At 43.5% G+C, this 26,765-nt stretch carries 18 protein-coding genes; 11 read left to right on the top strand and 7 right to left on the bottom strand.

The features are described 5' to 3' along the window. Nucleotides 1-33: 33 nt before the first annotated feature. Nucleotides 34-1,686: an RluA family pseudouridine synthase gene (locus J7I42_RS31205; RefSeq protein WP_236065623.1), complete on the bottom strand. Its 1,653-nt coding sequence runs from the start codon at nt 1,684-1,686 to the stop codon at nt 34-36. A 285-nt stretch (nt 1,687-1,971) separates the two neighbouring features. Here J7I42_RS31205 and J7I42_RS31200 point away from each other — a divergent pair, with 285 nt between their 5' ends. From J7I42_RS31200 to J7I42_RS31180, 5 genes are all read left to right on the top strand, one after another. Continuing rightward, nucleotides 1,972-2,412, top strand: a complete 441-nt coding sequence (locus tag J7I42_RS31200) for an SRPBCC family protein (protein ID WP_209143720.1) — start codon at nt 1,972-1,974, stop codon at nt 2,410-2,412. 425 nt (nt 2,413-2,837) lie between these two features. Further along, nucleotides 2,838-4,862: a glycosyl hydrolase family 18 protein gene (locus J7I42_RS31195; RefSeq protein ID WP_209143718.1), complete on the top strand. Its 2,025-nt coding sequence runs from the start codon at nt 2,838-2,840 to the stop codon at nt 4,860-4,862. Nucleotides 4,863-5,007: 145 nt separating this feature from the next. After that, on the top strand, nt 5,008-5,565 hold the full coding sequence (locus J7I42_RS31190; RefSeq protein WP_209143716.1) for a hypothetical protein: 558 nt from the start codon (nt 5,008-5,010) through the stop codon (nt 5,563-5,565). Nucleotides 5,566-5,606: 41 nt separating this feature from the next. Continuing rightward, entirely contained in the window at nt 5,607-6,095 is a 489-nt protein-coding gene (locus J7I42_RS31185; protein ID WP_209143714.1) for a GNAT family N-acetyltransferase, read from the top strand. An 88-nt stretch (nt 6,096-6,183) separates the two neighbouring features. Beyond that, complete coding sequence (locus J7I42_RS31180) at nt 6,184-6,549, top strand: SnoaL-like domain-containing protein (protein ID WP_209143712.1); 366 nt, start codon at nt 6,184-6,186, stop codon at nt 6,547-6,549. Between the two features lie 76 nt (nt 6,550-6,625). Here J7I42_RS31180 and J7I42_RS31175 read toward each other — a convergent pair whose 3' ends face one another. Beyond that, on the bottom strand, nt 6,626-9,070 hold the full coding sequence (locus J7I42_RS31175; protein ID WP_209143710.1) for an ABC transporter permease: 2,445 nt from the start codon (nt 9,068-9,070) through the stop codon (nt 6,626-6,628). 315 nt (nt 9,071-9,385) lie between these two features. After that, nucleotides 9,386-10,879, bottom strand: a complete 1,494-nt coding sequence (locus J7I42_RS31170; protein ID WP_209143708.1) for a malate:quinone oxidoreductase — start codon at nt 10,877-10,879, stop codon at nt 9,386-9,388. 450 nt (nt 10,880-11,329) lie between these two features. Here J7I42_RS31170 and J7I42_RS31165 point away from each other — a divergent pair, with 450 nt between their 5' ends. Together J7I42_RS31165 and J7I42_RS31160 are read left to right on the top strand one after the other, a co-directional pair. Further along, entirely contained in the window at nt 11,330-14,404 is a 3,075-nt protein-coding gene (locus J7I42_RS31165; protein WP_209143706.1) for a SusC/RagA family TonB-linked outer membrane protein, read from the top strand. A 47-nt stretch (nt 14,405-14,451) separates the two neighbouring features. After that, nucleotides 14,452-16,014 carry a RagB/SusD family nutrient uptake outer membrane protein gene (locus J7I42_RS31160; protein WP_209143704.1) on the top strand — a complete coding sequence of 521 codons (1,563 nt, stop codon included), beginning with the start codon at nt 14,452-14,454 and terminating at the stop codon, nt 16,012-16,014. Nucleotides 16,015-16,064: 50 nt separating this feature from the next. On the opposite strand, the gene J7I42_RS31155 is transcribed toward J7I42_RS31160, so the two are convergent. The 4 genes from J7I42_RS31155 to J7I42_RS31140 form a co-directional block, all read right to left on the bottom strand. Then, nucleotides 16,065-17,006, bottom strand: coding sequence for a hypothetical protein (locus J7I42_RS31155; RefSeq protein ID WP_209143702.1), 942 nt, complete (start codon nt 17,004-17,006; stop codon nt 16,065-16,067). A 330-nt stretch (nt 17,007-17,336) separates the two neighbouring features. Continuing rightward, nucleotides 17,337-18,554 carry a family 16 glycosylhydrolase gene (locus tag J7I42_RS31150; RefSeq protein WP_209143700.1) on the bottom strand — a complete coding sequence of 406 codons (1,218 nt, stop codon included), beginning with the start codon at nt 18,552-18,554 and terminating at the stop codon, nt 17,337-17,339. A 15-nt stretch (nt 18,555-18,569) separates the two neighbouring features. Beyond that, on the bottom strand, nt 18,570-20,453 hold the full coding sequence (locus J7I42_RS31145) for a glycoside hydrolase family 30 beta sandwich domain-containing protein (protein WP_209143698.1): 1,884 nt from the start codon (nt 20,451-20,453) through the stop codon (nt 18,570-18,572). Between the two features lie 767 nt (nt 20,454-21,220). Then, nucleotides 21,221-22,747: a TROVE domain-containing protein gene (locus J7I42_RS31140; RefSeq protein WP_209143696.1), complete on the bottom strand. Its 1,527-nt coding sequence runs from the start codon at nt 22,745-22,747 to the stop codon at nt 21,221-21,223. 524 nt (nt 22,748-23,271) lie between these two features. Between J7I42_RS31140 and J7I42_RS31135 the strand changes: the two genes are divergently transcribed. The 4 genes from J7I42_RS31135 to J7I42_RS31120 all read left to right on the top strand — a co-directional run bounded on the left by J7I42_RS31135 (nt 23,272) and on the right by J7I42_RS31120 (nt 26,535). Next, on the top strand, nt 23,272-23,772 hold the full coding sequence (locus J7I42_RS31135; RefSeq protein WP_209143694.1) for a GNAT family N-acetyltransferase: 501 nt from the start codon (nt 23,272-23,274) through the stop codon (nt 23,770-23,772). Nucleotides 23,773-23,819: 47 nt separating this feature from the next. After that, a complete protein-coding gene (locus J7I42_RS31130; protein ID WP_209143692.1) occupies nt 23,820-24,257 on the top strand; it encodes a MarR family winged helix-turn-helix transcriptional regulator in 438 nt (145 codons plus the stop codon). 150 nt (nt 24,258-24,407) lie between these two features. Next, nucleotides 24,408-25,019, top strand: coding sequence for an RNA polymerase sigma factor (locus J7I42_RS31125; RefSeq protein ID WP_209143690.1), 612 nt, complete (start codon nt 24,408-24,410; stop codon nt 25,017-25,019). 238 nt (nt 25,020-25,257) lie between these two features. Further along, nucleotides 25,258-26,535 carry a FecR family protein gene (locus J7I42_RS31120; protein WP_209143688.1) on the top strand — a complete coding sequence of 426 codons (1,278 nt, stop codon included), beginning with the start codon at nt 25,258-25,260 and terminating at the stop codon, nt 26,533-26,535. The last annotated feature ends 230 nt before the right edge of the window (nt 26,536-26,765 follow it).

Below are 26,765 nucleotides of genomic sequence, written 5' to 3'. Positions count from 1 at the left end.
AGGTAGTTAGTGACTCAGTCCGGGAATTGGTATTTAAAATCCTTCTTCTGCCTCAAAGCTGATCCTTTCTTTGGTTTTGGGGTGCATAAATTCGAGATGAGCCGCGTGGAGATACAATCTTTTAGATGCCATACCATAAAGATCGTCACCCACAATTGGGGCATTAAGACCCAGTTCATGAGCCGAGTGCATACGCAATTGATGGGTCCTGCCAGTGAGTGGCCAAAAATCAACTTTGGTCATGGCGTTGTATTTTTTTATCACTTTATACCTGGTGATACTTTTTTTTCCGGTTTTAAAACAAACCAGTTGTCTTGGTCGATTGAACAGATCGGCACGCAGGGGAAGTTCGATCTCACCTTCTGACTGATCAAGCTCTTTAGAAAGTAATGCCCTATAGCGTTTTCTTACTGTACCCTGCATAAATTGCCTTTGGATATGCTTATGCGCGTGTTGGGTTTTGGCCACTACTAAAAGTCCGGAGGTGTCCATGTCGAGCCGGTGAATGATGAGGGGCTCAGTAGCGCCCAATAATTCTTTTAACCTGGAATATACAGACTCTTTGATCTCGACTCCCGGAACTGAGAGTAATCCGGCAGGTTTATTCACTACAACAAGACTTTCATCCTCATAAATTATTTCAAGTTCGCGCCTTTCATGCGGGACCTGCAAGAATGGATTTTCATCAAGAGGTATTCCTTCCAGCATATGGGCCAGAATGGGTTTGCATTTACCTGAACAGGCCGGATAATATTGTTTATGCTTTCTGATCTCAGATTTTGGTGCAGCTCCCCACCAGAATTCTGCCATAGCAAGTGGTTTGTAGCCGTTCGCAAATGCGTATTGCAAAAGCTTGGGTGTTGCACATTCACCTGCTCCGCCAGGCGGTTTGCCAAAAGCTGTCAGGCTGAAGATCTCCTGCAGGCTTTTGGTTTTCCCATCTTTGTTTAAAAATACATATTGTTCAAAAAGCTGTTGTTGCAGGGTAGCCGATCTTTCCTTACGTTCATTTTTTAAATTTTCGATCTCACTTTCAAATGGAGCCAATCCTGTTTGCACAGTCGAAAGGACCTGCGCCCATTTGTTTGTGAGAATGTTCAACTGATGCTTATCGTGTAGACTCTGCTTTATAAGATCGGCTTCAACCACATCATACTCCTGCTGGCTAAGGCTGTTCTTTTGCTTTTCTCGGATCTGCTTCCGGTGTTCTTTATTGTTTCTTAATTGATCTCTGAAAGCTGCTATTTCCTGTGAAGATTGCGCTGTTAATTTTTCAAGTTCCAGGATCAGGTGCTGGTAGTTTTTGTTCAACTCAATCTCCTTAATACGGTCATTAATAGTATTAATGATCACAATCTCCTTGAGAAAAAAGCTGTTCTCAGCCAACATATCGAAGACCGGCGGAACAAATCTCGGATGATCGTTTGAATCTGCCAGTTTACCCGAGAAAGCTGATAGATAACCCACTTTCCCGTTTGTATCCTGCACCACCAACACGCCAAACATTTTGCCGATAGCCGTTCCCTCCGTATCTGTGCTCAGCCCGAAATTATGATCAAGGTGTGTTTGGGTTTCGAGGTAATGTTGCAGTTCAGCGGCTGCTATTTTTGTTAAAGGATGTGGCTCATAATAAAATGGAAAAGTAAAACGCGCTGGTAACTCATTTTCATTTATCGTCGTGTCCAAAAAATAGGAAATCCTTTGACTATTGTCTCTCAACTGTTTTGTTTCGTTTAATGCGCGAAAATATCGTATTTCTGACACGAATGGAAGAACTTAGTCTATTCAGGGGCAATCCTGCCAGAATTAATAGCAATACCTTATTCGTCACAAAGAAAAACAGTTATTAAATGCAATTAAAGGACAATAAATCCCGGGCCTGTCGTAACCTGATTAACTTCAATTTGACCGGAAACCCCAATTGAATAGGGGCAGGGCACAAATTTTGTTGTATCCTGGTAAAATTGAATTATGAAACTGCCTGTTATTGCTACGGTCGAGGGATTGTTTTCTGTACCACCTGAACGTGTATTTGAGGCATTTCTGGATACAAAGATGATTGGTCGTTTTATGTTTGGACCCGAAGTCAGGGAGGAGGAAATTGTCAGTCTTCAAAACGAACCCCGGGTTGGAGGCTCATTTTCTTATGTTGTTCGCAGACAGGGTAAAACATTCAGTCATACGGGTGAGTATATTGAAATTGACCACCCCAACCGTCTGGTCTTCACCTGGGCTGTAAAAGAAGATCCCGCAAATATCGAATCGCGTATCGATATCGAGATCTTACCCGTTATTGATGGCTGCGAACTTACATTAATGCATGAAATGCCGCATGGGCAGGAGGAATTTGTGGAGAAAAGCAAAATAGCCTGGGGCAAAATGATAGACAAGCTTACGGAAATACTTGGCTAGTTTTACCTCAATTTGATATCAAAATGAAAAGGCTTATAAAACATATGTTTTATAAGCCTTTTGAATATAATAGTCCACACCTCTCCCGATCACAGTTTTCAACTATTTATCTCCTTATGTGATATATTGTCTTTGTGAGTTTTATAATGATCTGATAATCATTCAAACATTTTATTTTGTAGAGGTTTTGATGTGGTCGCAAATTTGGCAACCACTCCTAATAAATGCATTTTTGCAATCCCTTCGCACTAACTCCTGCTGATGTATTGAATTAATCAGCTAATGCCCACCGTTGGTTATATGATCAATATGTAATATAAACTGCCTGGTTAAACAACCAGGAGCATTGCCCTATTGCCGAATACACACCCCTGGATTTTACATGAAATCCGTACATTTTTTTTGTAACCTTTAAAAATGAAAACATGGTGAAAAATCCCAGAATGTTGTTGTTTGGCAAAACAAAGCTATGTAGAATGATGTGCTGTATGCTGTTGGTATTGCTGTCGTCATTAATGACACCGGCAGAAGCTCAGTTTAAAGTAGTAGGCTACCTGCCAACCTGGGCCGGTTCGGTAAGTAATATTCAGTTCAGCAAATTAACACACGTAAACTATGCTTTTTTGATACCTACTTCCAATGGCGGGTATCAGCCAATTGAAAATGCTTCAAAACTTCAAAGTCTGGTTACCGCTGCACACGCCAATGGCGTAAAAGTGCTGGTATCAGTAGGTGGCGGAGGCGGTGGCGATGGCTTTCATGGAATAGTGGCCAGTTCAGCCAATCGGATCAACTTTGCAAATAATATGCTTGCTTTTGCAAACCAGTATAATCTGGATGGTATAGACATTGACTGGGAATACCCTTCCGATGGAACAGAGGCTAATAACTTCTTATTGATGATGCAACAGTTGTCAACTACCATGCATAACAATGGAAAGTTGTGTACCATTGCCGTTATCGGTAACTATGGTACCCATATTGTAACCGGCGTTTTTGATACGGTGGATTATCTGACCATTATGGCTTATGATGACAACGATTATGAACACTCTACCTACAACCTGGCGGTACAATGTATGAATTACTGGCGGGGAAGGGGTGTGCCGGCTGCCAAAGCCATTCTGGGGGTTCCTTTTTACGGCCGGCCTACCTGGGAAACTTATGCGCAATTACTGGCTAAAGGAGCAGATCCTTATTCCGATACTTATAATGGGGTAGGATATAATGGTATTACTACCATTAAAAACAAGACCAATCTGGCTTTTGATCAGGGTGGTGGCATTATGATGTGGGAACTTTCTGGTGATGTAAGCGGTCAGTACTCATTGGTATCAGCTATCAATGAAGTGGTAATAAACAGAGGTGGCGGTTCCGTTATTTCTGCAGCGCCCATAGGTAAAACCGTTTCATTATTGGGCGTGAATGCGCAGTATGTAACTTCAAATGGGGCCGCTGGTCCTATTTGGTGCAATGCCACTGCTGTACAAAACGGGAACAAGTTCTTAATAGTTGACGCCGGTAATGGAAAAGTAGCCTTGCGCAATCAGGGAAAATATGTTTCCAGTGAAAATGGAGTGAATGCTATGAACTGCAATCGCGACACCATTGGTGCTACTGAAAAATTTGACTGGGTGGCCAATACAAACGGGTCCATTTCTTTAAAAGGCAACAACGGATTGTATGTAAGCTCAGAGAACGGTGTAAAAGCGATGACCTGTAACCGGACAGCCATCAATACCTGGGAACAATTTACTGTTGGTGTTGTACAGGTAGCACCGGTAACCCAAACTATTTGGCTGCAGGGCAGTAACGCATTGTATGTAAGTTCGGAAAATGGGACAAAGGCAATGAATTGTAACCGTTCTACCCCCCAGGGCTGGGAACAGTTTTTAGTAGCTGATGCCGGAAATGGTAAAGTAACGCTGCAGAGCATGGGAAAATATGTGTCCTCTGAAAATGGTGCGCAGGCCATGACTTGCAATCGCGCTACCCCGCAAGGTTGGGAGCAGTTTGACTGGCTGGTAAATGCAGACAATACCATCTCGTTGCGTGGTAGCAATGGATTGTATGTAAGCTCAGAAAACGGTACAAAGGAGATGACCTGTAACCGCACCAGCATTCAGGGCTGGGAGAAGTTCAACTATGGCAACATCACCACAACAACCAGGGTTGCAACAGCCGCATTTAATATTCCTACAGATAACACGCCAGGTATAATTTACCCCAACCCGGTACAAAAAGGGTCAAAATTAACTGTTAGCGTAAAACAATACAATGCCAATGCATTGGTGCATGTAACTGTAATAGATATCTCTGGTAAAACATTGGCTCAATATAAAACCGGGAACGGTAGTATTAATATTCCAGTGAAATACAGGCCAGGAACATACTTCGTGAAAATTGAAAATGCTGGCAACAGCTATGTTCAAAAGCTGATAGTTCAATAAAGGAAAGCACCGTTAATGTGAGATGGGGTCGCTGTATAGGCGGCCCCTTTTTTGTGCAATTACTAAATAACTGCATCTCCTGCCTTTCAATTATTTAAGTAATTTAGTTTGTATGAACCTTAAAAAGATAAAACACCGGCCTTTTTTGATCTTTCTCCCCATATTAATGGCAGGCTGTTCCTCAAAAAAAGATCTGGCCATATGGAGCAATGCAACATTCGACAACAATATTTTAAAAGTACCTGTGTATGCACAACTAGACAAACAAAAGGAATTGTTCTCTATGCTAGAGAAACAGGACTCTTTGTCAAAGAGAACAAGCGACGTGGAATATTCGTCAGGACAGGCAATGAGTGCTGAATATTTAAAATTTAATAATTGCCGGGCTCACTATTATCATTCGGACACCTTATCCATAAATATTGGAATAGGAACCGGATTTGGCGGAAAAGGCTTTATTATTTTGTATAAGGACGGGAAGTTTTACACAAAACCTTATTTTTTTACTGACGTAATTACGGGAGAACCTGATCCCACCTACAAAATTGTTTATCAAAAACTGATATTGGACAAAACCGCCTATAAGACTGGGGACAGTTTGTATGGATACATAAACTTCCAATCAATTGAAACCGACAATAACAGGGTTAAAACTGAGCACTGGGGAAAAGGTTATTTTAGGACAAGAATTACTGAATTATAACGTACAATATTACACTTGATGATTTTTTGTAAATTCCGACCATGAACTATGATATAGCTATATATAATGATGATCATAAGCAACCGATAATCGACCTGATACTTAGCATCCAAACAGAAGAATTCAAAGTGGCGATAACAGCCGGCGACCAACCCGATCTGCAGGATATTCCTGCATATTACCAGCATGATGCCGGAAACTTCTGGGTAGCAGCCATTAACAACACTGTGATCGGCACCATTGCGCTTTCAGATATTGGCAACCAGCAAGGCGCCTTGCGGAAAATGTTTGTTCATAAAGATTACCGGGGCAAAGACTATGGAGTTGCACAGGCGCTTTTGAACACGCTGCTATCCTGGTCAAGGGAAAAAGGGTTGCAGGAGATCTTCCTGGGCACAACTGATAAGTTTCATGCCGCCCATCGTTTCTATGAAAAAAATGAATTTCAACGGGTGCCGGTTGACTTATTACCTGCTAATTTCTCACGGATGGCCGTTGATAGCATTTTCTACAGGCTTATTTTAAAATAAATTGTGCTGGTTCCTCAAATTCCAATACTCCTGCTGACATAGGGCTGTCACTTGCCCCTTTTATCTTTATAAGGTAAATAAAAAAAATATGACAACTCAGGAAACAGCAGCTCGTTATCACGAATTGGCCAACCAACGGAATTTTATCGAGATCCAGGATACACTTTATGATGAAAATGTCGTTTGCGAGGAGCCTGAAAAAGCCGCATCGATGGGGATGGCCATCTTTACAAATGGTCGGGAAGCCATTAAAGCGAAAGGTGTTGCACGCAGGGCCACCATTGAAACCGTTCATAGTTATAGCTGCAGCGAGCCGATAGTCGCAGGTGAATTTTTTAGCGTCGTGCTTAAACAGGAGATCACGTTCAAGGGCAAACCACGTATGGCACTCGAAGAAATAGGGATCTTTCAGGTAAAGAACGGTATGGTCATCAAAGAACAGTTCTTTTATTAAATTATATTATTTAGGGTCATTTAAGCAAACAGCCAGTACGCAATATGTATTGGCTGTTTGCTTTTGTATTGATGAGCTACTCTGTTCGTAATGACTTCACCGGGTTTGCCAGGGCTGCTTTTATTGCCCTGAAACCTATTGTTGCCAAAGCAATAATTATTGAAACAAATCCGCCAGCGGCAAATAACCACCAACTGATGTTGATGCGATACACATAATCCTGCAACCATTCGTGCATGTAATACCAGGCAATGGGTGTAGCAATCACAAAGGCTATAGCAATAAGTATGATAAATTCTTTGGAAAACATATAAATGATATTCCCTGCTGTAGCCCCAAGCACTTTACGAATGCCCACTTCTTTTATTCTTTGCACTGCCATGAACGAGGCTAACCCATACAACCCAAGACAGCTAAGAAATATGGCGATAACTGCAAAGATCTTATACAACTGGGCTAATTGATTTTCCTGGGTGTAAAACTTGTCAATTTTGTCATCTAAAAATCTGTACTCATAAGCAAAAGCAGGGAATGTTTGCTCGAATATTTTTTTGACAGATGGCAGGGTCGCCGAAATATTTTTTGTTTGAAGTTTTATCCCGGCCTGGCTGTACATAGTTACGTTTGTAGTAATGAGCAATGGCGCAAGATCATGGCGAAAAGACCTGTTATTAAAATCCTTTACCACACCAACAACAGGACATTTTATTCGATCGCCCCAGATGCTTATTTCTTTGTTCAGTATGTCTTCGGGTTTTTTAAGTCCCAGGCTTTTTACTAGCGATTCATTCACCAAAAATTCCCTTGTCATATTAGCAGGGTGCAGATTTCTTCCTGCTATCAGTTGTAATTTATAAGCCGGTACATAGTCGTTATCGGCGAATTTGGTAATAGCTTTAAAATCTGTTTCTTTTTTTGCCTGGTTAAATCTCAATGCGCTCCAGATATCATTATTAGCTTCAACAGGCGTATTTGAACTGAAGCTTACTGCCTGCACGCCGTTTACTGATAGTAACTGTTCCCTTAAGAACTCCAGCCTGCTGATGCGAAGGCTATCCACGCGGAAAGGGACGTTTATGATGGCATCTTTATCGAAGCCCAGCGGTTGATCCATAAAATAATTCATCTGCTTTACAATGATAAGCGTTCCTATAATGAGCGCCTGTGCAACGATGAATTGGAACACTACCAATCCTCTTCTTAAGGTAAGTCCCGTTGTTGTATTTGCGGTGAGTTTGGTTTTTAAAGCGTGAACAGGAGTGAAGCGTGATAAAACAATAGAAGGGTAAAAGCCTGCCAATGCGGTTACAAGAAAGGTTACGCTTAAAAGAAATAAAATAATGGCAGGATTGATGAATACGTTAAATGATAGCGATAATTCCAGAAGCTGATTTACAAAAGGCAATGCGAGATTGGCAACAACTGCTGCAATGATTACCGAGGCGATAACGATCAAAAACGTTTCAATGATAAACTGGATTTGTAATCGGGTTTTATTGCTCCCCAAAACTTTTCTTACACCCACCTCTTTGGCACGGGTAACAGCTTGTGCGGTAGAAAGGTTGATAAAGTTAACGCAGGCAATCAACAAAATGAATGCGGCGATCAGCCATAATACGTTGAGCAGTTCATGGCTGATCGTTTTGTTGCTGTAATTACCTGCTTGTGTGTCATAATGCACTTCAGATACTGGTTGTATAATATGACTGTTCTTATTGTCGGCAGATCCCATCTTTCGCGAGTACGCGCTTAATTGCCGATTGAAATTATTAACGGGAACATTCGACGGCAATAAAATATAGCAGCCAAAATCAGTTATCGTTTCATCCCAATTGGTGGAGCTTGATAAATAATCACCCGTGAACCCGGTTCCAAAGCTGACAACCAGTTTTAGCTGGAAGTCTGTATTGGCAGGTATGGTTTCAAGGATACCTGAAACTTTTAATACTTCCGTGCCGTGTTCGAAGATAAAGCCGCCTGCTTCCAGTTTTATGGTTTTACCCATTGCGGTCCTCCAGTCGCCAAAATATTTCTCTGCCATCTCTTTTGTAAGCAGTACCTGGTTCGGATCTTTTAAGGAGGCATATGAACCAGCGAGTAACGGGAAATCAAACATTTTAAAGAAGGAAGGTGCTGTAAAAAATACACCCCGCTGTTCTTTAAATACTTTTTCTGTATTTCCTGTAGTCTCGGGTATCAGTATCTGATCATTTTGACTTGCAAAAACCGGCGCTATCTGTTCTATTTGTGGAAAGGCGGTCTTCAAGCCTACAGGCAATGGAAAAGGAACGTCTTTTCCATAAGAAATGTTGGCTGCATCTGTATGATGATATTCGGTCAATACACGGTAGAGGCGATCTTTCTTTGCATGAAAACTATCGAAGCTTGTCTGAAATTGTATAATGATAAAGATCATGATACAAACGGCCATACCAACAGCCATTCCGGCGATGTTTATAATCGTGTAATTCCGGTTACGCACTAAACTTCTGAAAGCGGTTTTAAAATAATTGCGGATCATAACTACCATCTTTACCTGTTACGAATACCGGTCCTGTTAGCCGACTGTAAGGAAAACAACATGAGTATCAACAGAATAGTAAAGGATGTGGCAGTGAAAAATATGCCAGGTATTACTGTTTTGAACTTCAATCAATTATAAATGAAGGTATACCAGATTGTTCGTTTCTGATACATTGGGTCGTTTGATTTTGATACAATGCACGTAACATTTGATACCACACAAAGAGAAACCAGCATGCATAGATAGATAGTATTGTTTGCAAAGCAAAACGCCCTGACGATACTGTCAGGGCGTTTTGCTTATATACATCAATTATAAAAGCTTATGTAATTTCAGCACTTTACATGTGTTTGTCCGGATCTCTTTGGCAAGGGCGGCGTCTTTGCTCAATGATTTGCCAAATGAAGGGATCATTTCCCTGAGCTTGTTTTGCCATTCGGGGTTGTTGACATGTTCGCCGAAACATTTATGTACCAGGTCTATCATAATGGAAACTGCGGTAGATGCACCTGGGGACGCACCAAGCAGGGCAGCAATACTTCCATCGGCTGCACTTACCACTTCAGTACCAAACTCCAGGATGCCGCCTTCTTCTTCATCTTTTTTGATAACCTGTACCCGATAACCGGCTACGGCCAGTTCCCAGTCTTCTTTACGTGCATTTGGATAATATTCACGCAGTGCATCGAGCCGTGCATCGGGAGTAAGCCTTACCTGATCGATCAGGTATTTTGTCAATGGGAGATTATTCTTACCGGCAAATAGCATTGCCTTGATGTTGCTGAATTTGATAGATTTGAAAAGGTCCATCAAAGAGCCGCTCTTCAAAAATTTTGTAGTAAATCCTGCATAGGGGCCGAAAAGCAATTCCCTTTTTCCTTTGATCCATCTGGTATCCAGGTGGGGAACAGACATGGGCGGGGAGCCCACGGCTGCAGCGCCATATACTTTAGCAGCATGCTGCTTTATGATCTCTTTATTGGTGCAACGTAACCATTGGCCGCTTACGGGAAAGCCGCCAAATCCTTTTGATTCGGGTATTTTTGATTTTAGCAATAAAGGCAGTGATCCGCCGCCAGCGCCTATAAATACAAATCGTGCGCTTAAAACGTGATGGGTATTATTGTTTTCATTCAGCACCTTTACATGCCATTTATCGTTTTTCTTCTTCAGGCCGGTAACTCCATGTTTAAAAGCAATGTTCACATTTTCCATTGCGCTAAGTCCTTCCAAAAGATTCTTTGTCAGCGTACCAAAATTAACGTCAGTACCTAGGTCCATTTTTGTAGCAGCAACCGGCTCATCACTTTTTCTTCCCTCCATAACCAGCGGTACCCATTGGCCGATGACGCTGCGATCTTCCGAATATTTCATGCCTTCGAAAAGGTGACATGTTTGCAATGCTTCATATCGCTTGCGCAGATAGCTTACATTCTTATCTCCCCATACAAAGCTCATATGAGGAATAGGTTTTATGAATAGGTCGGGAAGTTTGATGATCTGGTTGTCTACCAGATAAGCCCAGAACTGTTTCGATACCTCAAAGGATTCTGCAATTTTTATTGCTTTCGAAATATCAACCGAGCCGTTTTTTTCAGGGGTGTAGTTTAATTCACAAAAGGCGGAGTGGCCGGTGCCGGCATTATTCCAGGCATCTGAGCTTTCAGCAGCTGCACTGTCAAGCCGTTCTACAATTTCAATCTTTAACGTGGGATCCAATTGTTTCAACAACATACCGAGGGTTGCGCTCATGATTCCTGCCCCTATCAGTAGTACATCAGTTTCTACGATTGCTTTACTAGCCATTACTTATAAATTATAAATAATATGCCAAGCAATCGAGGTGTTATAAACGTTTTGTGTGTGGCAATGTTGTGGCGGTAATATTCTTTTTAAAGGAATTACACCTGTTAAAGGAATTACACCTGAGTCGATGGATTCTTTTCGACCCCACATCAAATTTTTGCAAATATAAATGGCTGGTTCAAAATCAGCCGATTTTTGTTTTTGCGGTTACGCAAACGTTTGCAAAAATATCATGTACACTTTAAAAGATATATTTCTTTCTGTTTCGAACATTTTAATTTAGTCTTTCAGAATGTTTCATTATTATTGCTTGATAATCGAAATGAAACTGAACGAAAGCTTAAGTAATCGAATGGAACTGAACCGTACGAAATCGTAATCCCCTGACCTAAAAACTCATTAACGGGGTCCTGGTTCCTGTGTTTACGAATTTTTAAAAAACCTAATGAAATGACTAACTGTCAACGATTGCTCGTCGGAAGACGACTAGCTACTGCTTTGCACTGTATTGCCGTATTGCTATTAACAACGCTCTCCCTACAGGCGCAGCAACAAACCATCTCCGGAAAAATTGTATCGGCTAAAGACGGAACCCCCATGGCGGGCGTCACTATTCAGATCGCCGGAACAACACAGGGCGCTTCTACCAACGCAGATGGAAAATTTACCATACCCGCCAAACCCGGCAGTAAACTGGTAATTTCTTATATAGGTTATGTTGATAAGGAAATAACCGCAAGTGGCGGTGATGCCGGTGTCATAAAACTGGAAGAAGACGCCAAGGCCCTGAATTCGGTTGTGGTGGTAGGATATGGCACTCAAAAAAAGGTTAACCTTACCGGCTCTATCTCCACGCTTAGCATGGCCGATAAAGAAGGACAACCCATCACCAACGTTAGTAATGCATTAAAGGGCATGCCTGGCCTGTTTGTAAATCTTGGTAACAGCCAGCCCGGGGTAGATCGTTCAACAATTCGTATCCGTGGTGTGGGTACCCTCAATGATAATGATCCACTGGTACTGGTGGATGGGATTGAATATTCAATGGATGAGCTGAACCCCAACGACATCGAAACCATCACGGTGTTAAAAGATGCATCTGCCGCTATTTATGGTTCCAGGGCTGCCAATGGCGTTATTCTGGTTACCACAAAAACGGGTAAAGGCGCATCGCGGGTGAATTACAGCTATTATAACGGGCTGCAAAAAGCCACTACATTGCCTGATGCCATTTGGGACCCTATTGTATATATGAAATTGAAAAATCAGGCGGTAAGAAATGGCGGCAAGCAAACGGTTGATTATTCAGATGCCGACATCGCAGAATATGAAGCCGGCATGGCTAATGATCCCATTACGTACCCTGCCAATAACTGGTTTGATATTGCTTTGGGCAATGGTAAAATTCAAAAGCATGACCTGAATATTTCGGGTAGCACTGATAAAGGACAATACCGCCTTTCTCTGGGTTATTTAGACCGGAATGGTATCCTGTTCGGGCCCGGTAACCATGAAAATAAATATTCGCTGGGTTTAAACACCTCTTATAATGTAAACAGCAGATTGAAAGTAGGACTGACCCTCGATGGTTATTACCGCAATTATACTGAGCCGTTGTACAATGCCATCTGGCAGTATCTTTTCCGCACGCTGCCCATTCTTACCGATCAGCTGGCAGACGGAAGATACGGCAACTCGTGGCTGCGTACCACCGGTCGTAATAACTGGGAACATCCCCGGATGCTTGCATACAATGGATTAAGCAATAAAAAAATTCAGCGTTTCCTGTCAACCGTTTTTGCCGAATACAAACTGCCTTTTGATATTAAATACAACATCAAATTTGGAGTTGATAAATACGATGGTTTGCTCGATCAGTTCACACCCCGGATGCAAACCTTTAATCCGAAAACGCTGGCCGCTACCAACTGGAATAGCCCCACTACCGCACCGCGTTCTGCTAAAACGGATTATAACGACATGGCCATCCATTTTTACAATACATTGGGCTGGCAGCACAAATTCAAGGAGGTGCATAATCTGTCTGCCATGGTGGGCGCCAGTTACGACAACTTTGGCACCGATACCTATTCCGCTACTATGACCGGTTATCTGGATGGCAGGTTGACTGCGCTTGATCCGGGTACCATCCGTAATGCTATTTCAGGACATGATACAAAAGATGTACTCGAATCCTACTTCGGCCGTGTCAATTACGATTATGATGGCAAATATCTTTTTGAAGTGTCTTTCCGCGATGATGGATCCTCCCGTTTTGCCGAAGGCCGTCGCTGGGGCTTTTATCCTGCTGCTTCTGCCGGCTGGCGTGTAGATCGCGAATCATTCTTTAAATCGAATTTAATCGATCAGTTAAAACTGCGGGTGTCGGCTGGTAAACTGGGTAACCAGGCTGTTCCGTTGTATAGTTATAAAACAACCGTTAATCTGGGACAGGATTACAGCTTTAACAATTTGCTGTCGGCAGGTGCTGCCGTTACAGGTTACTCTGATTCTACCATTAGCTGGGAATCTACTACCACCTATGATGTCGGTACGGATCTCGCCTTCTGGAATAACCGGATCAATCTTACGATCGACTGGTATAAGAAACGTACAAATGGAATTTTACGCCAGCTGATCCTGCCTGATCAGGTGGGAGATCTCAATGGCCCACAGAAGAACATAGGTACTGTGGACAATAGCGGTATTGAAGTAACCCTGGGATACCACGATCATATAGGCCAGGTAGAATATGAATTCAACGGTAACTTAGCCTATAATAAAAACAAAGTGATTGATCTGGGTGGTCAGGTATTATATAATGATGGCACCAATTTATCAACCATCACCAAAGCTGGTGAGCAAATGAATGCTTATTATCTGCTGGAAGCAGATGGTCTTTTCCAAAGCGATGCTGAAGTAGCGGCCAGTGCCTTTCAAAGCAATGCTACCAAAGCCGGTTATATAAAGTATAAAGACCAGGATAAAAACAACATTATCAACGGCGATGACCGGGTTGTTGTTAAAAATTCCTCCATCATGCCTAAATATACATTTGGCTTTGGCTTTAATGTTGGTTATAAAGGATTTTCTCTTAGTGGATTCTTCCAGGGCGTGGCTGGAATAAAAATATATCCTACCGCCAACCTTGCCTTTCCGTTCAATAATGGCGCCAATGCTACCTGGGAATGGGCTACTGATGCCTGGACACCTGATAACCCTAATGCCCGCCTGCCCATTGTTACTGAAAGCGCTGCCGGCCAGGATAATTTCCAGAACTCTACTTTCTGGTTACGGGATGGTTCTTACCTGCGGATGAAAAATATCCAACTCAGTTATGCCGTGCCTGCCAAATGGTTATCAAAAGCAAAGATCAACAAGGTAAATGTGTTTGTGAATGCAGAGAACTGGCTGACGTTTACAAAGTATAAAGACTTCGATATCGAGTCTATTGTAAACGCGTCTACACTGTATCATTATCCAATGCTGAAAACATTAAGCGGCGGGGTGAATGTTACTTTTTAATTCACCATCTGTTAAACCTCATTTACCTGAATTCAAAAAATGCTGATATGAAAAAGTTTGTTTTAATATTTACATTAACCGGATATATACTGGCTGGTTGTAACAAATCCCTGCTTGATACAAAACCAACGGACCGCTATTATGAAAGTGATTACTGGACTACTCCTGAAGCTGTTACTGCAGGGCTTACTGCCTGTTACTCTTCATTAAGGGGAGGCGGCACGTATGGCAGCACGGCAGTCCCTTTATGGGAAGAAGGGGCATCCTCCAATGTCTATTGTTACAGTAATGATCTGGGTTTTAATTCAATTGCCAAGGGGCAGCAATCGCCCACTACCGGTGGTATCATTTCAAGCCGTTGGGCCAGCTGTTATGGTGGTATCGGCCGCTGTAATACCTACCTGGTAAAATCAGAACTGGTGGATATGGGTACATTGAAGAACCGCATGAAAGGCGAAGCTTATTTTTTAAGGGCTTTATATTATAACATGTTACAGGTGCATTACGGCGATGTGCCTTTGATCCTCGATCCACCCGATCCTGCTACCCAGTCTGATATAAGCCGTACACCCCGTGCACAGGTTGTTGAACAGATCTTAAAAGACCTTGACAGCGCCGCTGCGCTTTTACCCAACAAAAATGCCACTGCCGATAAAGGAAGAGCAACAAAAGGAGCCGCATTGGGCCTGAAAGCAAGGGTATTGCTCTTTGAAGCCAGTCCTTTGTTCAATACAGGCAATGATAATAACAAATGGAAAATAGCCGCCGATGCGGCAAAGGCCGTTATGAATATGGCAACTGCCAGCGGTTATGCCTTAGATACCGATTACCGGCTAATGTTTTTACCCGCGGATGAAAACAATTCGGAAGTATTATTCGATGTACAATACATGTACCCCGACCAGGGCAATTCATTTGACCTTATTTGCCGGCAATACAATTCCAATGCTCCCTTGCTCGATCTGGTCAATGCCTATCAAATGAAGAACGGGTTGTCTATTAAGGATCCTGCTTCCGGATATGACCCAACCAAACCTTATAATAACCGCGATCCGCGTTTATATGCAACCATCGTTTATCCGGGTGATACCTATATGAATGTTAAAGTAACGGATAGCCGCTTTGCGCTTACGGGGTATGGCATGAAGAAATACAGCATTTATGATAAAGGGGTGCCTGCTGCGGGTACATCTGATTTGAAAGATGGCCAGTCAGAAACCAATTTTATCATTTTACGTTATGCAGATATTCTGCTGATGTATGCAGAAGCGCAAAATGAATTTGCCGGTCCTGACGCCACTGTATATGATAACATTAATAAAATACGTAAAAGAGCAGGTATGCCTGATATTGCTGCCATTTATACCAAAGACCAGTTACGTGATATTATCAGACAGGAACGCCGGGTTGAATTTGCAGGTGAGGCTTTGTATTATAATGATCTGAGAAGATGGAAAACCGCGGAAGTAGCGTTGAATGCAACCATTTATAATTTTAAAGGCGCAGCCATTGAAACCCGTAAATTTAATCCTGCGCGTGATTATTGGTGGCCGGTCCCGCAAACACAACGTGATCTGAATCCCAACCTGAGTCAGAATTTGAATTATTAACACTATGAAAAATAAAGTGGAGTAGGAGCTTGATAGAAGTCACATCCCCCTTAACGGTACATTTGATCAGTTGGATCAGGTGTACCGTTTTTTATTGGTGATCGCTTCTGCCTGGCAAAAGCCATTCGCCACGCTACCATTATCTGCCAGCCCGCTGATCGTACTTCATTCAGTTGTGTTTTTTCCGATCCGCCAGTGACAAGATACAATTCGTCAATGCCGCGGCCGGTTTGCCAGCGGGAATAGCAGCCTGTAAGACCTATTGAATGTATAGCCGAAACGTGATATAACACAGCTATGGGGGTGTTTATCCCGTAGCCGTTGGCCGTATGGCGAAAGCTTTCAGGATGACTGAACTCCCTGATCAGGTTCCAGTTGGCGCTGGCCCTGTATTGCACCTGACTATACCGCAGACCGGCATTCACAAATACTTTCTTTGTTAATGCCAGTGAACATAATAACTGTGCATATGGACCAGTCCATTTTGTTTTGTAGGTGCTGTTAAGGTCACTTATAGAAGCTGTATTACCAGTTAGATAGAATGTTTGATGAAACACCCCGTATCCCGCCGAAGGGGTGATGGCGAATTTACTGGTCACCGGGATTTGGTTGGCCAAACCAACCTGCCAGTAATTAGACCCGCCTTTGCCTGCCTGGAACTGTGCCGCATACACTATATTGGTCCGGTCATTGCCACCATAATCCGTATCGGATGCTTTTCCGGATAAAAAGAAGGTGCGCTCATAGTCGCCTTCCAGCTTCCAGTGGTTAAATAACTTAACCTGTACCTGCATACCGGTTACAGGTCCGCCAACCTGTTCCCATTGGAGGGCTGACAATACATTCGGCTGCTGACCATTGGCATTGCCAGCAATGGACCATTGCAAATTGTTTTGCCGGTAGCCGCTGGTTATTGAAAGCTGTAACCTGGGATGCTGGGCCATGGATACATACGAACCGGATAATAGTAACAGCGTGATTAATTTCAACATAATTTTTATGAATGAAGTTGACCTGTAAGGTTCGTCATTGAGTCTTGCACAATCAGCTTGATGCCTTGAACCTGACAGGTCAATTCGCTTCACTTAAACATGACCTGTCAGGAGTGCCTGCGCCCTCTACAAATGAAAGTTCAAAAGGCGCACCTTACAGGTCATCCGTTACTTTTTTCAATTCGACCTGTCAGGTGCAATACAACCCACTAATAAGGCAAGCTCAAATGATGCACCTTACAGGTCTTTTTTTTCTGTAATGGCATCCCGCTGAGGCGGGACGCCATTTAAAAATTCTGAAGCAGACTCTTACAGGTCATTTCTTTAATATTATTGGTTCACGCGGAATTTTTCCCAGCCATCGATAGTAGTGCGGTTGCACGTCATCGGTTGAGTACCATTTTCACTGCTCACAAAAAGACCGTTATTACCCTGGAGAGAAACAGTACCGTCGGAATTGGAGATCCAGTTAAACTGCTCCCAGCCGCCAATGCTCGTTCTGTTACAGGTAATAGGGTTAACGCCGTTCTCGCTGGATACGTATTTACCGGTGCTCTGTAATGCGACCTTGCCACCACCGGCATCTACTACCAGAAACTGTTCCCAGCCTTGTGCAGTAGTGCGGTTACACGTCATAGCCTGTGCACCATTCTCACTGCTTACATACAAATTATTGGGACCTTTGAGCGTGATGGTTTGTCCAATGGGCGGGGCAGATGAATTATTCATACTGTATACCCGCACATAGTCAACATACATGGAGGTAGGCAGGGCACCATTATTAACGGTAGAACCGGGCAGATCGCCACCAATAGCCAGGTTAAGAATAATATAGAATGGCAGGTGGAAGGCTCCGGTGTTATTGATGTTGTTGGCAATATTACCGGTCACATACAGGGTGTTGTCAACATACCACCGGATGCTGGAATTATCCCACTCTACTGCATATACGTGAAAATCTCCGGGTGTGGTAGATATGCTGCTTCCGTATTGAACATGACCACCGCTGTTCCAGTGCATAGTGCCGAGCGTACTGTTGGAGGTGTTTACATGCTCCATGATATCTATTTCACCACATTGAGGCCATCCGGCGCCGGTGTTGATATTGTTACCGAGCATCCAGAACGCAGGCCATGTACCTTGTACCATGGGTAATTTCATGCGGGCTTCAATGCGCCCGTAGGTGACCGAGAATTTTCCATATGAGTTGAGCTTGGCAGAAGTATAAGGCTGGCCGCCCATGCTCTGCTGCCGGGCTGTGATCACCAGGTTACCCCCGGTTACAGTAGCATTGGCCGCCTGATAATATTCCAGCTCGTGGTTTACGTTGGGGTTTCCATTATCTATGTTCCAGTTGGCTGTGTTCACGCTGGTGCCATTGAACTCGTCGGCCCACACAAGCTGATAGGTTACCGCCCTGGCTGAAGTGCCTTCCCTGTGGGCAGGGGAGTCGGGGGTATTCATATTCTTTTTGCAGGATAAGACACAGAAAGATAATGTGATAAAGGCGATAGCGCATACCAGGATGCGCGAAGATTGTTTTCTCATGTTGACAGGTTTAATTTATTTATTTACACCAAAAGCTTCCCATCCACTAATGGAGGTGCGATTACAGGTCATGGCCTGGGTACCATTCTCACTGCTGATATAGCGGCCGTTATTACCTTGCAATGAAATAGTACCGTCTGCATTCACGATCCAGGTAAACTGTTCCCAGCCGCCGATAGTTGTTCTGTTGCAGGTAATAGGGTTGGCGCCGTTTTCACTGGAAACATATTTGCCCATGCTTTGCAGCGCAATTTTTCCACCACCGGCATCCACTACCAGGAACTGTTCCCAGCCCTGAGCGGTAGGCCGGTTGCAGTTCATGGCTTGTGTACCATTTTCACTGCTTACATACTGGGCGTTAAACCCTTTCAAGGTGATGGTTTGTCCAATGGGTGCACCACCACCGCCGCCGCCGTTGTCCTGAGTGCCCGTCCATTTAAACGAAGCCACTGCACCTGCTGCCAGCGTATAGGTAAATGATTCAACACCCCATTTTACTTTGAAGGTTTGGCTGGACCCCGAGGTATTAAGTGCAAGAAGTACTTTGGAACCATCGGGATTTTTGAAGGCTACGTTTTGTATACCACCCGAAAAAGTGTTGGATGAAATGCGAACAGCGCCTGGTTTTACGAATTGTGATGCATGTGCAATAATGTAATAGGCGGTGTTGCGGGTAAAGGAATTGCCGGAGATGGTAACGGCGCCCATACAGTTTGAACAGCCACCGGGCGTATGCGGATTATAATTGGGATCTGAAGCCAGGTTCCATTCCAATGCCACTCTGCTCCAGTTCCTTGTAGAGCCAATAACCACATTGTTCACATGCCATTGAAGATCGCCGCCAAAATTGCCGGGGCCGCCGATATACTGTTCTGTAAAATAGATATTCTTGGCAGGGTAAGCATTATGCACAGTGGTAAGTGCACTGATATCGCCGCCGTATAGGTGAAAAGCAGACCCATCGATATATTGATTAGCGCTGGCATCACCCAGTACCGCCGTAGGATAACCCGGCTGATCGCAGTTGTGATCATATATGATGATCCGGGTGTTAAGGCCATTGTTACGCAGCTGGGGGCCCAGGTTATTCTTGATAAAGTTGGCCTGCTCGCCGGCCTGCATGGTCATAGATGGGTTATTGTACGGATTGAGTGGCTCGTTTTGCGGACATACCGCATAAATAGGGATACCCTGTGCCTGCATGGCCTGAATGTATTTTACAAAATACCTTGCATAGGCATCATAATAGGCTGTGTTCAGTTTACCGCCTGTAAAACCATTGTTGCCAGTAGTGCTCACCTTCATCCATACGGGGGCTGTCCACGGGGTGGCCAGTATCTTGATGGAGGGATTGATGGCAACGATCTTTTTCAAAACAGGCACCAGGTCCTGCATTTCGGGGGCAATGCTGAAACTGTTCAGGTTTACGTCAGTTTGGCCAGCCGGCACGTCATCATAAGTAAAATCATACGAGCTAAGGTCCGAGGCGCCCATGGTGATCCGTACAAAGCTTGAACCTACCTGTGAGAGACTGAATACCTCATTCAGGAATGCTGTTTGATTGGCTCCCAAGCCATTAATGAGGGAGGCACTCCCACCGGTGAGAGTGAAGCCAAAACCATCGATGGGTTGGTAGGTGACTGTTTCATCAACATTTATAGTAGTTGCGTTGGTGCCTGCATCGGCAGCAAAGTTGATGGCTGTTTGCTGTTGTAGCAGTTTGGATTTGTCACTGGTTGTAACCCATATATTCACCGTTTCATTGGCAGCCCTGGCCGTTGTACCGGATGTTGGTCCCACATTGGGTAAAACATCTCTTTTACAGGCAAAAGGGATAATGATTGCGCATAGTAAGGTAAAGACCTGTAACAGCCATGGTCGTTTGAAGTAAAAGAACATGCTAAATTGGTTTTAATTAGTTTGGAAAATGATAGGTGCGCTAAAAGGGGTAAGTGCAGGCGGGGAGTGAGAGGTGCCTTCAATGGGTTGACATAATAAAGTACTTCCTCCCCGGGAGGGGGCAGTAGGCAGCAATCGTTCCATATGGTAGTTAATTTTAGTGGATGCTTTGAAATTGCCAATAAATAAAATAGATACCAAAATAGAGGGCACATCAAAAACACTACAAGGCGGGAAAATTAAAAAAAAGTTACCCCCTCAACACTACTACAGGCGTAAAAGCCTATATATAACGTTAAAGGGGTAACCCATTGACTGTAAGCAATTTTTATTTGCTCCAGAAATTCCTAAATACTGTTATTTCGTTTCTTTCCGGCTAAGGCAGCAGATCCGTAGGAAATAAGAAATTGTAAGGTAAAAAGCGAATAGAGTGTGGTTTGCGATTTGGAAGTCGAAGTAACCCTATTCATACGACACTTACAATATTTTAAATTCAGTTTATAAATAATAACAGGGCAAAAGGCAAACGAGTGGGCGGGGCTGCGCATGCCGGAGTCGAACGGGATGGAGCGAAGTAACCCGTTTTAACGGCACCTGTTGTATTACGGCGATAAAAAATTGTAAGGTAAAAAGCGGATAAAGTACGGTTGATGCTCTACCAGCTGAGCTACCATATCGTTTTGCGATATGGGCGGGAATCGAACCCGCGACACTCACGATTAATAGTCGAAGTAACCCTATTCTACGACACTTACAATTTTTTATTGCTATAATGCTATCTTTTCAATTACATCTATTGCATTGGTCCCATTTTCAATGGCTGCCATCACTTCAAATACTTTATCACTCCAGCCTGCAATCAAATGAACACCATTTTGCTCCACTTTTAGTGGTACATGTTGATGACCTGCCAGGTCAAAGACATACAATTTGGCGTTGGGTGCTATTTTTTTATAAGCATTCCATTGATAGCTAATGGTGTTTTCTGCCGACTGGTTATTGGTATTGCTGTCCCACATTTGCGTATCGGTAAACAACATGATCTTATCTGCAAGATATCTTTTAGTTATAAGGTCTTTTATAACAAGATATCCATTTGTTGAATAACCCACTTCCCCTTCTCTTTGATAGAATGCATCTACATTGGCCAGTATGCCTGTAGAAGGCAATGGCACCATTTTCCAGGTATCGCCAAACATTCCGGTCAACACATTATCGCATTTGGCCTGCAACAGCATACCAAGCAATAATCCAATATCATACATATTGACTTTGCTTTTTGGAGAAACCGGTTGTTGCATAGATCCGGATACGTCGCAGGCAATAACCACTTTTGTACCCAGGTCAAAACCTTTCATGTTTTGAACACTCGCTATCAATGCATTTTCCAACGCCTTCATGATATAAGAGGTGTAACCTGAGTTTACAGCCTTCAGCTCTTTGTAGGCTGCCAGAAACCGGAAAGGCAATTGTTTTGAATTACGCACCGCTGTTGGGTTGGTTAAGTGATCATACACCATTTGCATATGATCTTTACTTACGTCACTCTCCAGGATGTTTCTCAGGTTTCTAAGCAAGGCCATATAACCCAGCTTCCTGCTGCTGATCAGTTCTTCCCATTTGGCTTTTACTGCATGTTGCTTTGCCATTACTGATTCAAATGGTTGTTGACCCAGTGCCGATAACTCGGTTTCCCAGGTATAAGGAACAGCCAGTTCATTGTTTACAATTTTATTGAAAAGCAATTGCTGCGCTTCGTCCTTTGCTTTTGGGTGAACAAGGAATAGGGCATCACGTAATTTGACAGCCGTGTTACGGTTATATTTTGCAAACTGATATTCATCAAAGTTGTTGAAGGAGGCCGCCAAACCCTTTTGCAATTGTTTGGAGATCCTGTTCAGCTTTTTAATACCTGTTCTTTCATTGGCTATTTGATAATAGGCCAATAACTCTGTTATCTCATCAGGTCTTTTCACCACCATTTCAACGGTTTTTCTAACCAGGTCGTTTCCTTTATGAATTTTAGCCAGTTCTGTGGCTAGTACAACAGGGGCGGTACGCAAATTCATTTCCGTTCTTGCATATACAGCCAGTTTTGCAATGAATGGTGTCTTTACCCTGGTCATCAGATCTTTTATCCTTGCTAACCGGTCATCTGCTTTTTCATAAAAGGTATCGTTCAGCATGGTGGTTGCAATGGCTGAGTACAATTCCATCTCAGGAGTTAAAGTATAAGCTTTTGCACCTGCGTGGTTAAGGGCTGTTTTCTCTTTTGATCTGAAATTGAATCTCATAAAATTTGTTTTATCGTGTTGACATTGCAAATATGCACACGCTGCCGCGCAGCCGACTTGCGTAGCAAAATAAATTTTACAAATAATCTTAAAGAGGCTTGAATTTCAGCTTTTTAAAGCAAGAATAAACTTTTTAATAAAGAACGGGAAATTGAAATGCGCAGTTCTATTGCGTAGCTGTTTACTCAACAAGAGTCCAGCGGCGTAAAATGCCAGTCCCAGCCTTGTTAAATAGAACGGGAAAATGTAAAACGACTGCTACAACTATTTGAATGAACATCGATTATTCCATGTTGTTTAGTTAAAGCTTGTTTTAAAGGATCCCCTCCTGGGAGGGGTAGGGGTGGGCCCCCTGTGTTTCATTCCAGGTTAATATTTATCCATTATTGTATAAAAAGAGAGCTGGTTTTAGCGGGAACAGGAAAAACTCCGGATTTACAGGTTTGTAAAATTAGTTGCCATTGTCAACCTATTTTCCTTACTTTGTGTAAAACGAATACTTAATTATAACCCAGGAGGAAATTATGAGAACCATTGCACTGGATGAGATCTCTATAAGAACAACCCTGCTTCCCGGTGATCTCGGGTATGTTGCCTATCTGCATGGAGATCTGTATACAAAAGAGAACGGGTATGGCCTTAGTTTTGAATCGTATGTGCTTAGCGGCCTGGGCGAGTTTGGCCATGAGTATGATGCTGAAAAAGACCGCATCTGGATGTGTGAACACGAGGGCCGGAGGGTGGGTTTCCTATTGGCACAGCACCGTCCAAACGCTTTGCAACTGCGCTACTTTATCTTCCTGCCTGAATACAGAGGCATCGGGCTGGGAAAAAAGTTGATGACGGAATTTATTACATTCATGCAACAATGCGGGGTTAAAGATGCTTATCTGTGGACCACCGACGAACAGGATGCCGCCATCAGCTTATACCTCCGTCACGGATTCAAGCTTACTGAAGAAAAGCCTTCCACTTCCTTTGGTAAAAAGCTTACTGAGCGGCGTTATGACCTGCACCTGGTTTAAGGCAGAGAAACCATTTCCATTAATTTGTTGTCAACGTCAACAAGTATATGAAAGATAAAACCAAGCTCATACAGGACATAAGAGAATTTAACCGGTTCTATACCCGGTTGATCGGTTTGCTCGATGGCCATTTGCTGAATAGCAATTATTCGCTGGCGGAAGTACGTATAATGTACGAGATTTACACCGCCAAACAAATAAGTGCCTCTCAGATCGTTGCTACCTTACATATGGATAAAGGTTATGTAAGCCGTATTTTGAAGAAGTTTGAAAAGGATGAATTGATCAATAAAGAGAACTTCTCTACCGATGCCCGGGTATCGGTGCTGGCACTGTCAGAAAAGGGCCTTAAAGTTTTTCAAACCTTAAACCGGGCGTCAAACGATCAGGTAGATGAACTCATCTCTCCGCTGGCCATCAGTAAACAAAAAGAACTGGTGATGCATATGCAGGAAATTATGCAGATCCTGAATGGGCAGCAGTAAGTCTTGCTGACAGCGGTTCTTTTAATAATGTGAAAAACACATTTGTAAAACACTGGGTTGCAATAAAATATTCTAATCCCCTCTGGTAATAGGTACAAAATCCATTACTTTGTTACCTTTTATTACATTTGACTTACTGAAAGCGATTCCTTGTTAACCTCGGGACCCATACTACCAGATGAAGAACGCGCCTTGCTGGTGCAATTACAGACCGGCAGTGGGGCGGCATTTACGCTTTTATACCAGGCGTATGCAGAACGGTTGTATTATAATATCCTGGCGCTTGTAAAGGATGAGTTAACGGCTGAAGAGTTGGTGCAGGATATCTTTTCCCGCATCTGGCAAAAACGAGAAACTATCCAGATAGATACCAGCTTTGGCGCATATTTGTTTGCGGCCAGCAGGAACCGGGTGTATGACTTTTTCCGCAAACTCGACCGCGATCATCACCTCTATGCGACCATCAAGGCTGCTGCTTCCTATGAATACAGTTATATTGAAGAGGCCTTGCTGAATCGAGAAAATGCCGACATTCTGCAAAAAGCCATCAGATCATTACCTCAGCAACGCCGCCGGGCCTTTGAATTATGCAAGATCGAAGGCTGCTCTTACAAAGAGGCCAGTGAAATAATGGGTATCTCCCTTTCTACCCTGAAAGATCATATGGCAAATGCCCGGGAAGCCATCCGCACTTACGTTTCCAAACATTATGAAATAACAACCATCAGCGTAGCCCTTTTTTATCTTTGGGACCGCAAATAACAGCTGACTGATCCACCTTTGGCGGATGCATCATTTGAGCTTGCATTAGTAGTGGCTAAGTTGCAGCCCGATAAATCGGGAAAGGTCTATATTATTAAAAGCAAATGACCTGTCAGGTTCGATTGATCTTCTTAATTGTTCAAGACCCTATGACGAACCTTACAGGTCGGGCCCAATAATATTTTTAAAGACCGACCGATACTTTTTCTCCGCCGCGCGTCTTTATTAAAATTACATATTGGACAACTCCCTGTTATTTGCCAACCTGTTCCAAAAATACCTGGACAATACCTGTTCCGGGGAAGAGGTTGATCAGTTGATGGTCTTATTAAAAGATGAGGCCTATAAGCAGCAGGCAGATGAATTGATAGAACGGCAGCTGGCTACCCAACAGGATGCCGTTCGTCCCGTTGATGAACTGCTCAGAGAGCGGCTGTCGCTGCGGTTACAGTCGATCCTGGAAACGGAAGCGCCGGCTGAAAAACCAACTCATTACATCCGGCGCAACCGCTGGTGGCTGGTTGCGGCAGCTATTATACTACTGCTTGGTACAGGCGCTTATATCTGGTTAAGCAGTCCGGCAATTCAGCCAAAACCGCCTGTAGTACAGGTACAACCTGAAAGCCCGCTACAAAACGATGTACAACCTGGTGGTAACAAAGCTATGCTTACATTGGATAATGGCGCTACCATAATTCTCGACAGCGCCCAATCCGGCGCGCTGGCCCAACAAGGCAATACACAGGTGGTAAAGCTGAACGACGGACAATTATTATATAATCAGACTGCCAAAAGCAGCGGGAACCCACTCACCACTCACCACTCACCACTGACCTATAACGTGCTCAGCACTCCGCGGGGCGGACAATACCAACTGGCCCTGCCCGATGGAAGTTTGGTATGGTTGAATGCCTCCTCATCCATTCGTTTTCCCACCGCCTTTACCGGTAACGAACGGACCGTAGAGATTACCGGTGAAGTTTACTTTGAAGTAATGCCCCTTCGACTCCGCTCAGGGCAAAAGATGCCATTTACTGTTTATTTCTCCTCTTCGCCAGCTGGCGGAGGAGGCCGGCTGGGGTCGGTAGAAGTAATGGGCACTCATTTTAATATAAATGCTTATAATGATGAAGCGTCCATCAAAACTACATTACTGGAGGGATCAGTAAAGATAAAAAAAGATGCTGCGTCAGCTATACTAAAACCCGGCGAACAGGCATCCGTATCTCATTCATTCCAATCATCCCAGGTCATCCCGGTTCAGACAGCTGATGTAGAAGAAGTAATGGCCTGGAAAAACGGTGCTTTCCAGTTTAATGGGGCCACTATACAAACCGTGATGCGACAGATCACTCGTTGGTATGATGTGGAAGTGGAATACAAAGGGAACATTACCCTGCATTTTGCCGGCGCTATATCGCGTAATGTAAATATTTCGCAGGTGCTTCAAATGCTTGAAAAAGCAGGTGGCATAAAAACATCCATAACAGGAAAAAAAGTAACGGTAATGCCCTGAAACGTCAGGGCGCATATAAGAAAGTGTTGACCCAAAAGAAAACCGGATTCCGGTGGAGCGGAACCCGGTGAATAGCCTGGGCCAACCAATTACAATTCATAGCAGAACTGCCATTTTCCCCCGCGGCTCAGCCGGGGGGAAAGTGTAAAACATTGTTTAACCCAAAACTGAAACAAAGCTATGCTTTTTAGGGATCTATTTAAACCGATGCCAATGGGCAGCGGGCACCT

Source organism: Niastella soli, assembly GCF_017742245.1.
Classification (GTDB): Bacteria; Bacteroidota; Bacteroidia; order Chitinophagales; family Chitinophagaceae; genus Niastella; species Niastella soli.
The sequence above is the reverse complement of the archived record's forward strand: the minus strand, read 5'-3'. Positions and strand labels throughout refer to the sequence as shown.

What these genes read in the sequence shown, in the direction of transcription:
- J7I42_RS31150 (WP_209143700.1), bottom strand. Translation starts at nt 18,554, where the DNA reads ATGAGAAAACAATCTTCGCGCATCCTGGTATGCGCTATCGCCTTTATC.
- J7I42_RS31145 (WP_209143698.1), bottom strand. Translation starts at nt 20,453, where the DNA reads ATGTTCTTTTACTTCAAACGACCATGGCTGTTACAGGTCTTTACCTTA.
- J7I42_RS31135 (WP_209143694.1), top strand. Translation starts at nt 23,272, where the DNA reads ATGAGAACCATTGCACTGGATGAGATCTCTATAAGAACAACCCTGCTT.
- J7I42_RS31160 (WP_209143704.1), top strand. Translation starts at nt 14,452, where the DNA reads ATGAAAAAGTTTGTTTTAATATTTACATTAACCGGATATATACTGGCT.
- J7I42_RS31130 (WP_209143692.1), top strand. Translation starts at nt 23,820, where the DNA reads ATGAAAGATAAAACCAAGCTCATACAGGACATAAGAGAATTTAACCGG.
- J7I42_RS31195 (WP_209143718.1), top strand. Translation starts at nt 2,838, where the DNA reads ATGGTGAAAAATCCCAGAATGTTGTTGTTTGGCAAAACAAAGCTATGT.
- J7I42_RS31180 (WP_209143712.1), top strand. Translation starts at nt 6,184, where the DNA reads ATGACAACTCAGGAAACAGCAGCTCGTTATCACGAATTGGCCAACCAA.
- J7I42_RS31155 (WP_209143702.1), bottom strand. Translation starts at nt 17,006, where the DNA reads ATGTTGAAATTAATCACGCTGTTACTATTATCCGGTTCGTATGTATCC.
- J7I42_RS31200 (WP_209143720.1), top strand. Translation starts at nt 1,972, where the DNA reads ATGAAACTGCCTGTTATTGCTACGGTCGAGGGATTGTTTTCTGTACCA.
- J7I42_RS31165 (WP_209143706.1), top strand. Translation starts at nt 11,330, where the DNA reads ATGACTAACTGTCAACGATTGCTCGTCGGAAGACGACTAGCTACTGCT.
- J7I42_RS31140 (WP_209143696.1), bottom strand. Translation starts at nt 22,747, where the DNA reads ATGAGATTCAATTTCAGATCAAAAGAGAAAACAGCCCTTAACCACGCA.
- J7I42_RS31185 (WP_209143714.1), top strand. Translation starts at nt 5,607, where the DNA reads ATGAACTATGATATAGCTATATATAATGATGATCATAAGCAACCGATA.
- J7I42_RS31175 (WP_209143710.1), bottom strand. Translation starts at nt 9,070, where the DNA reads ATGATCCGCAATTATTTTAAAACCGCTTTCAGAAGTTTAGTGCGTAAC.
- J7I42_RS31170 (WP_209143708.1), bottom strand. Translation starts at nt 10,879, where the DNA reads ATGGCTAGTAAAGCAATCGTAGAAACTGATGTACTACTGATAGGGGCA.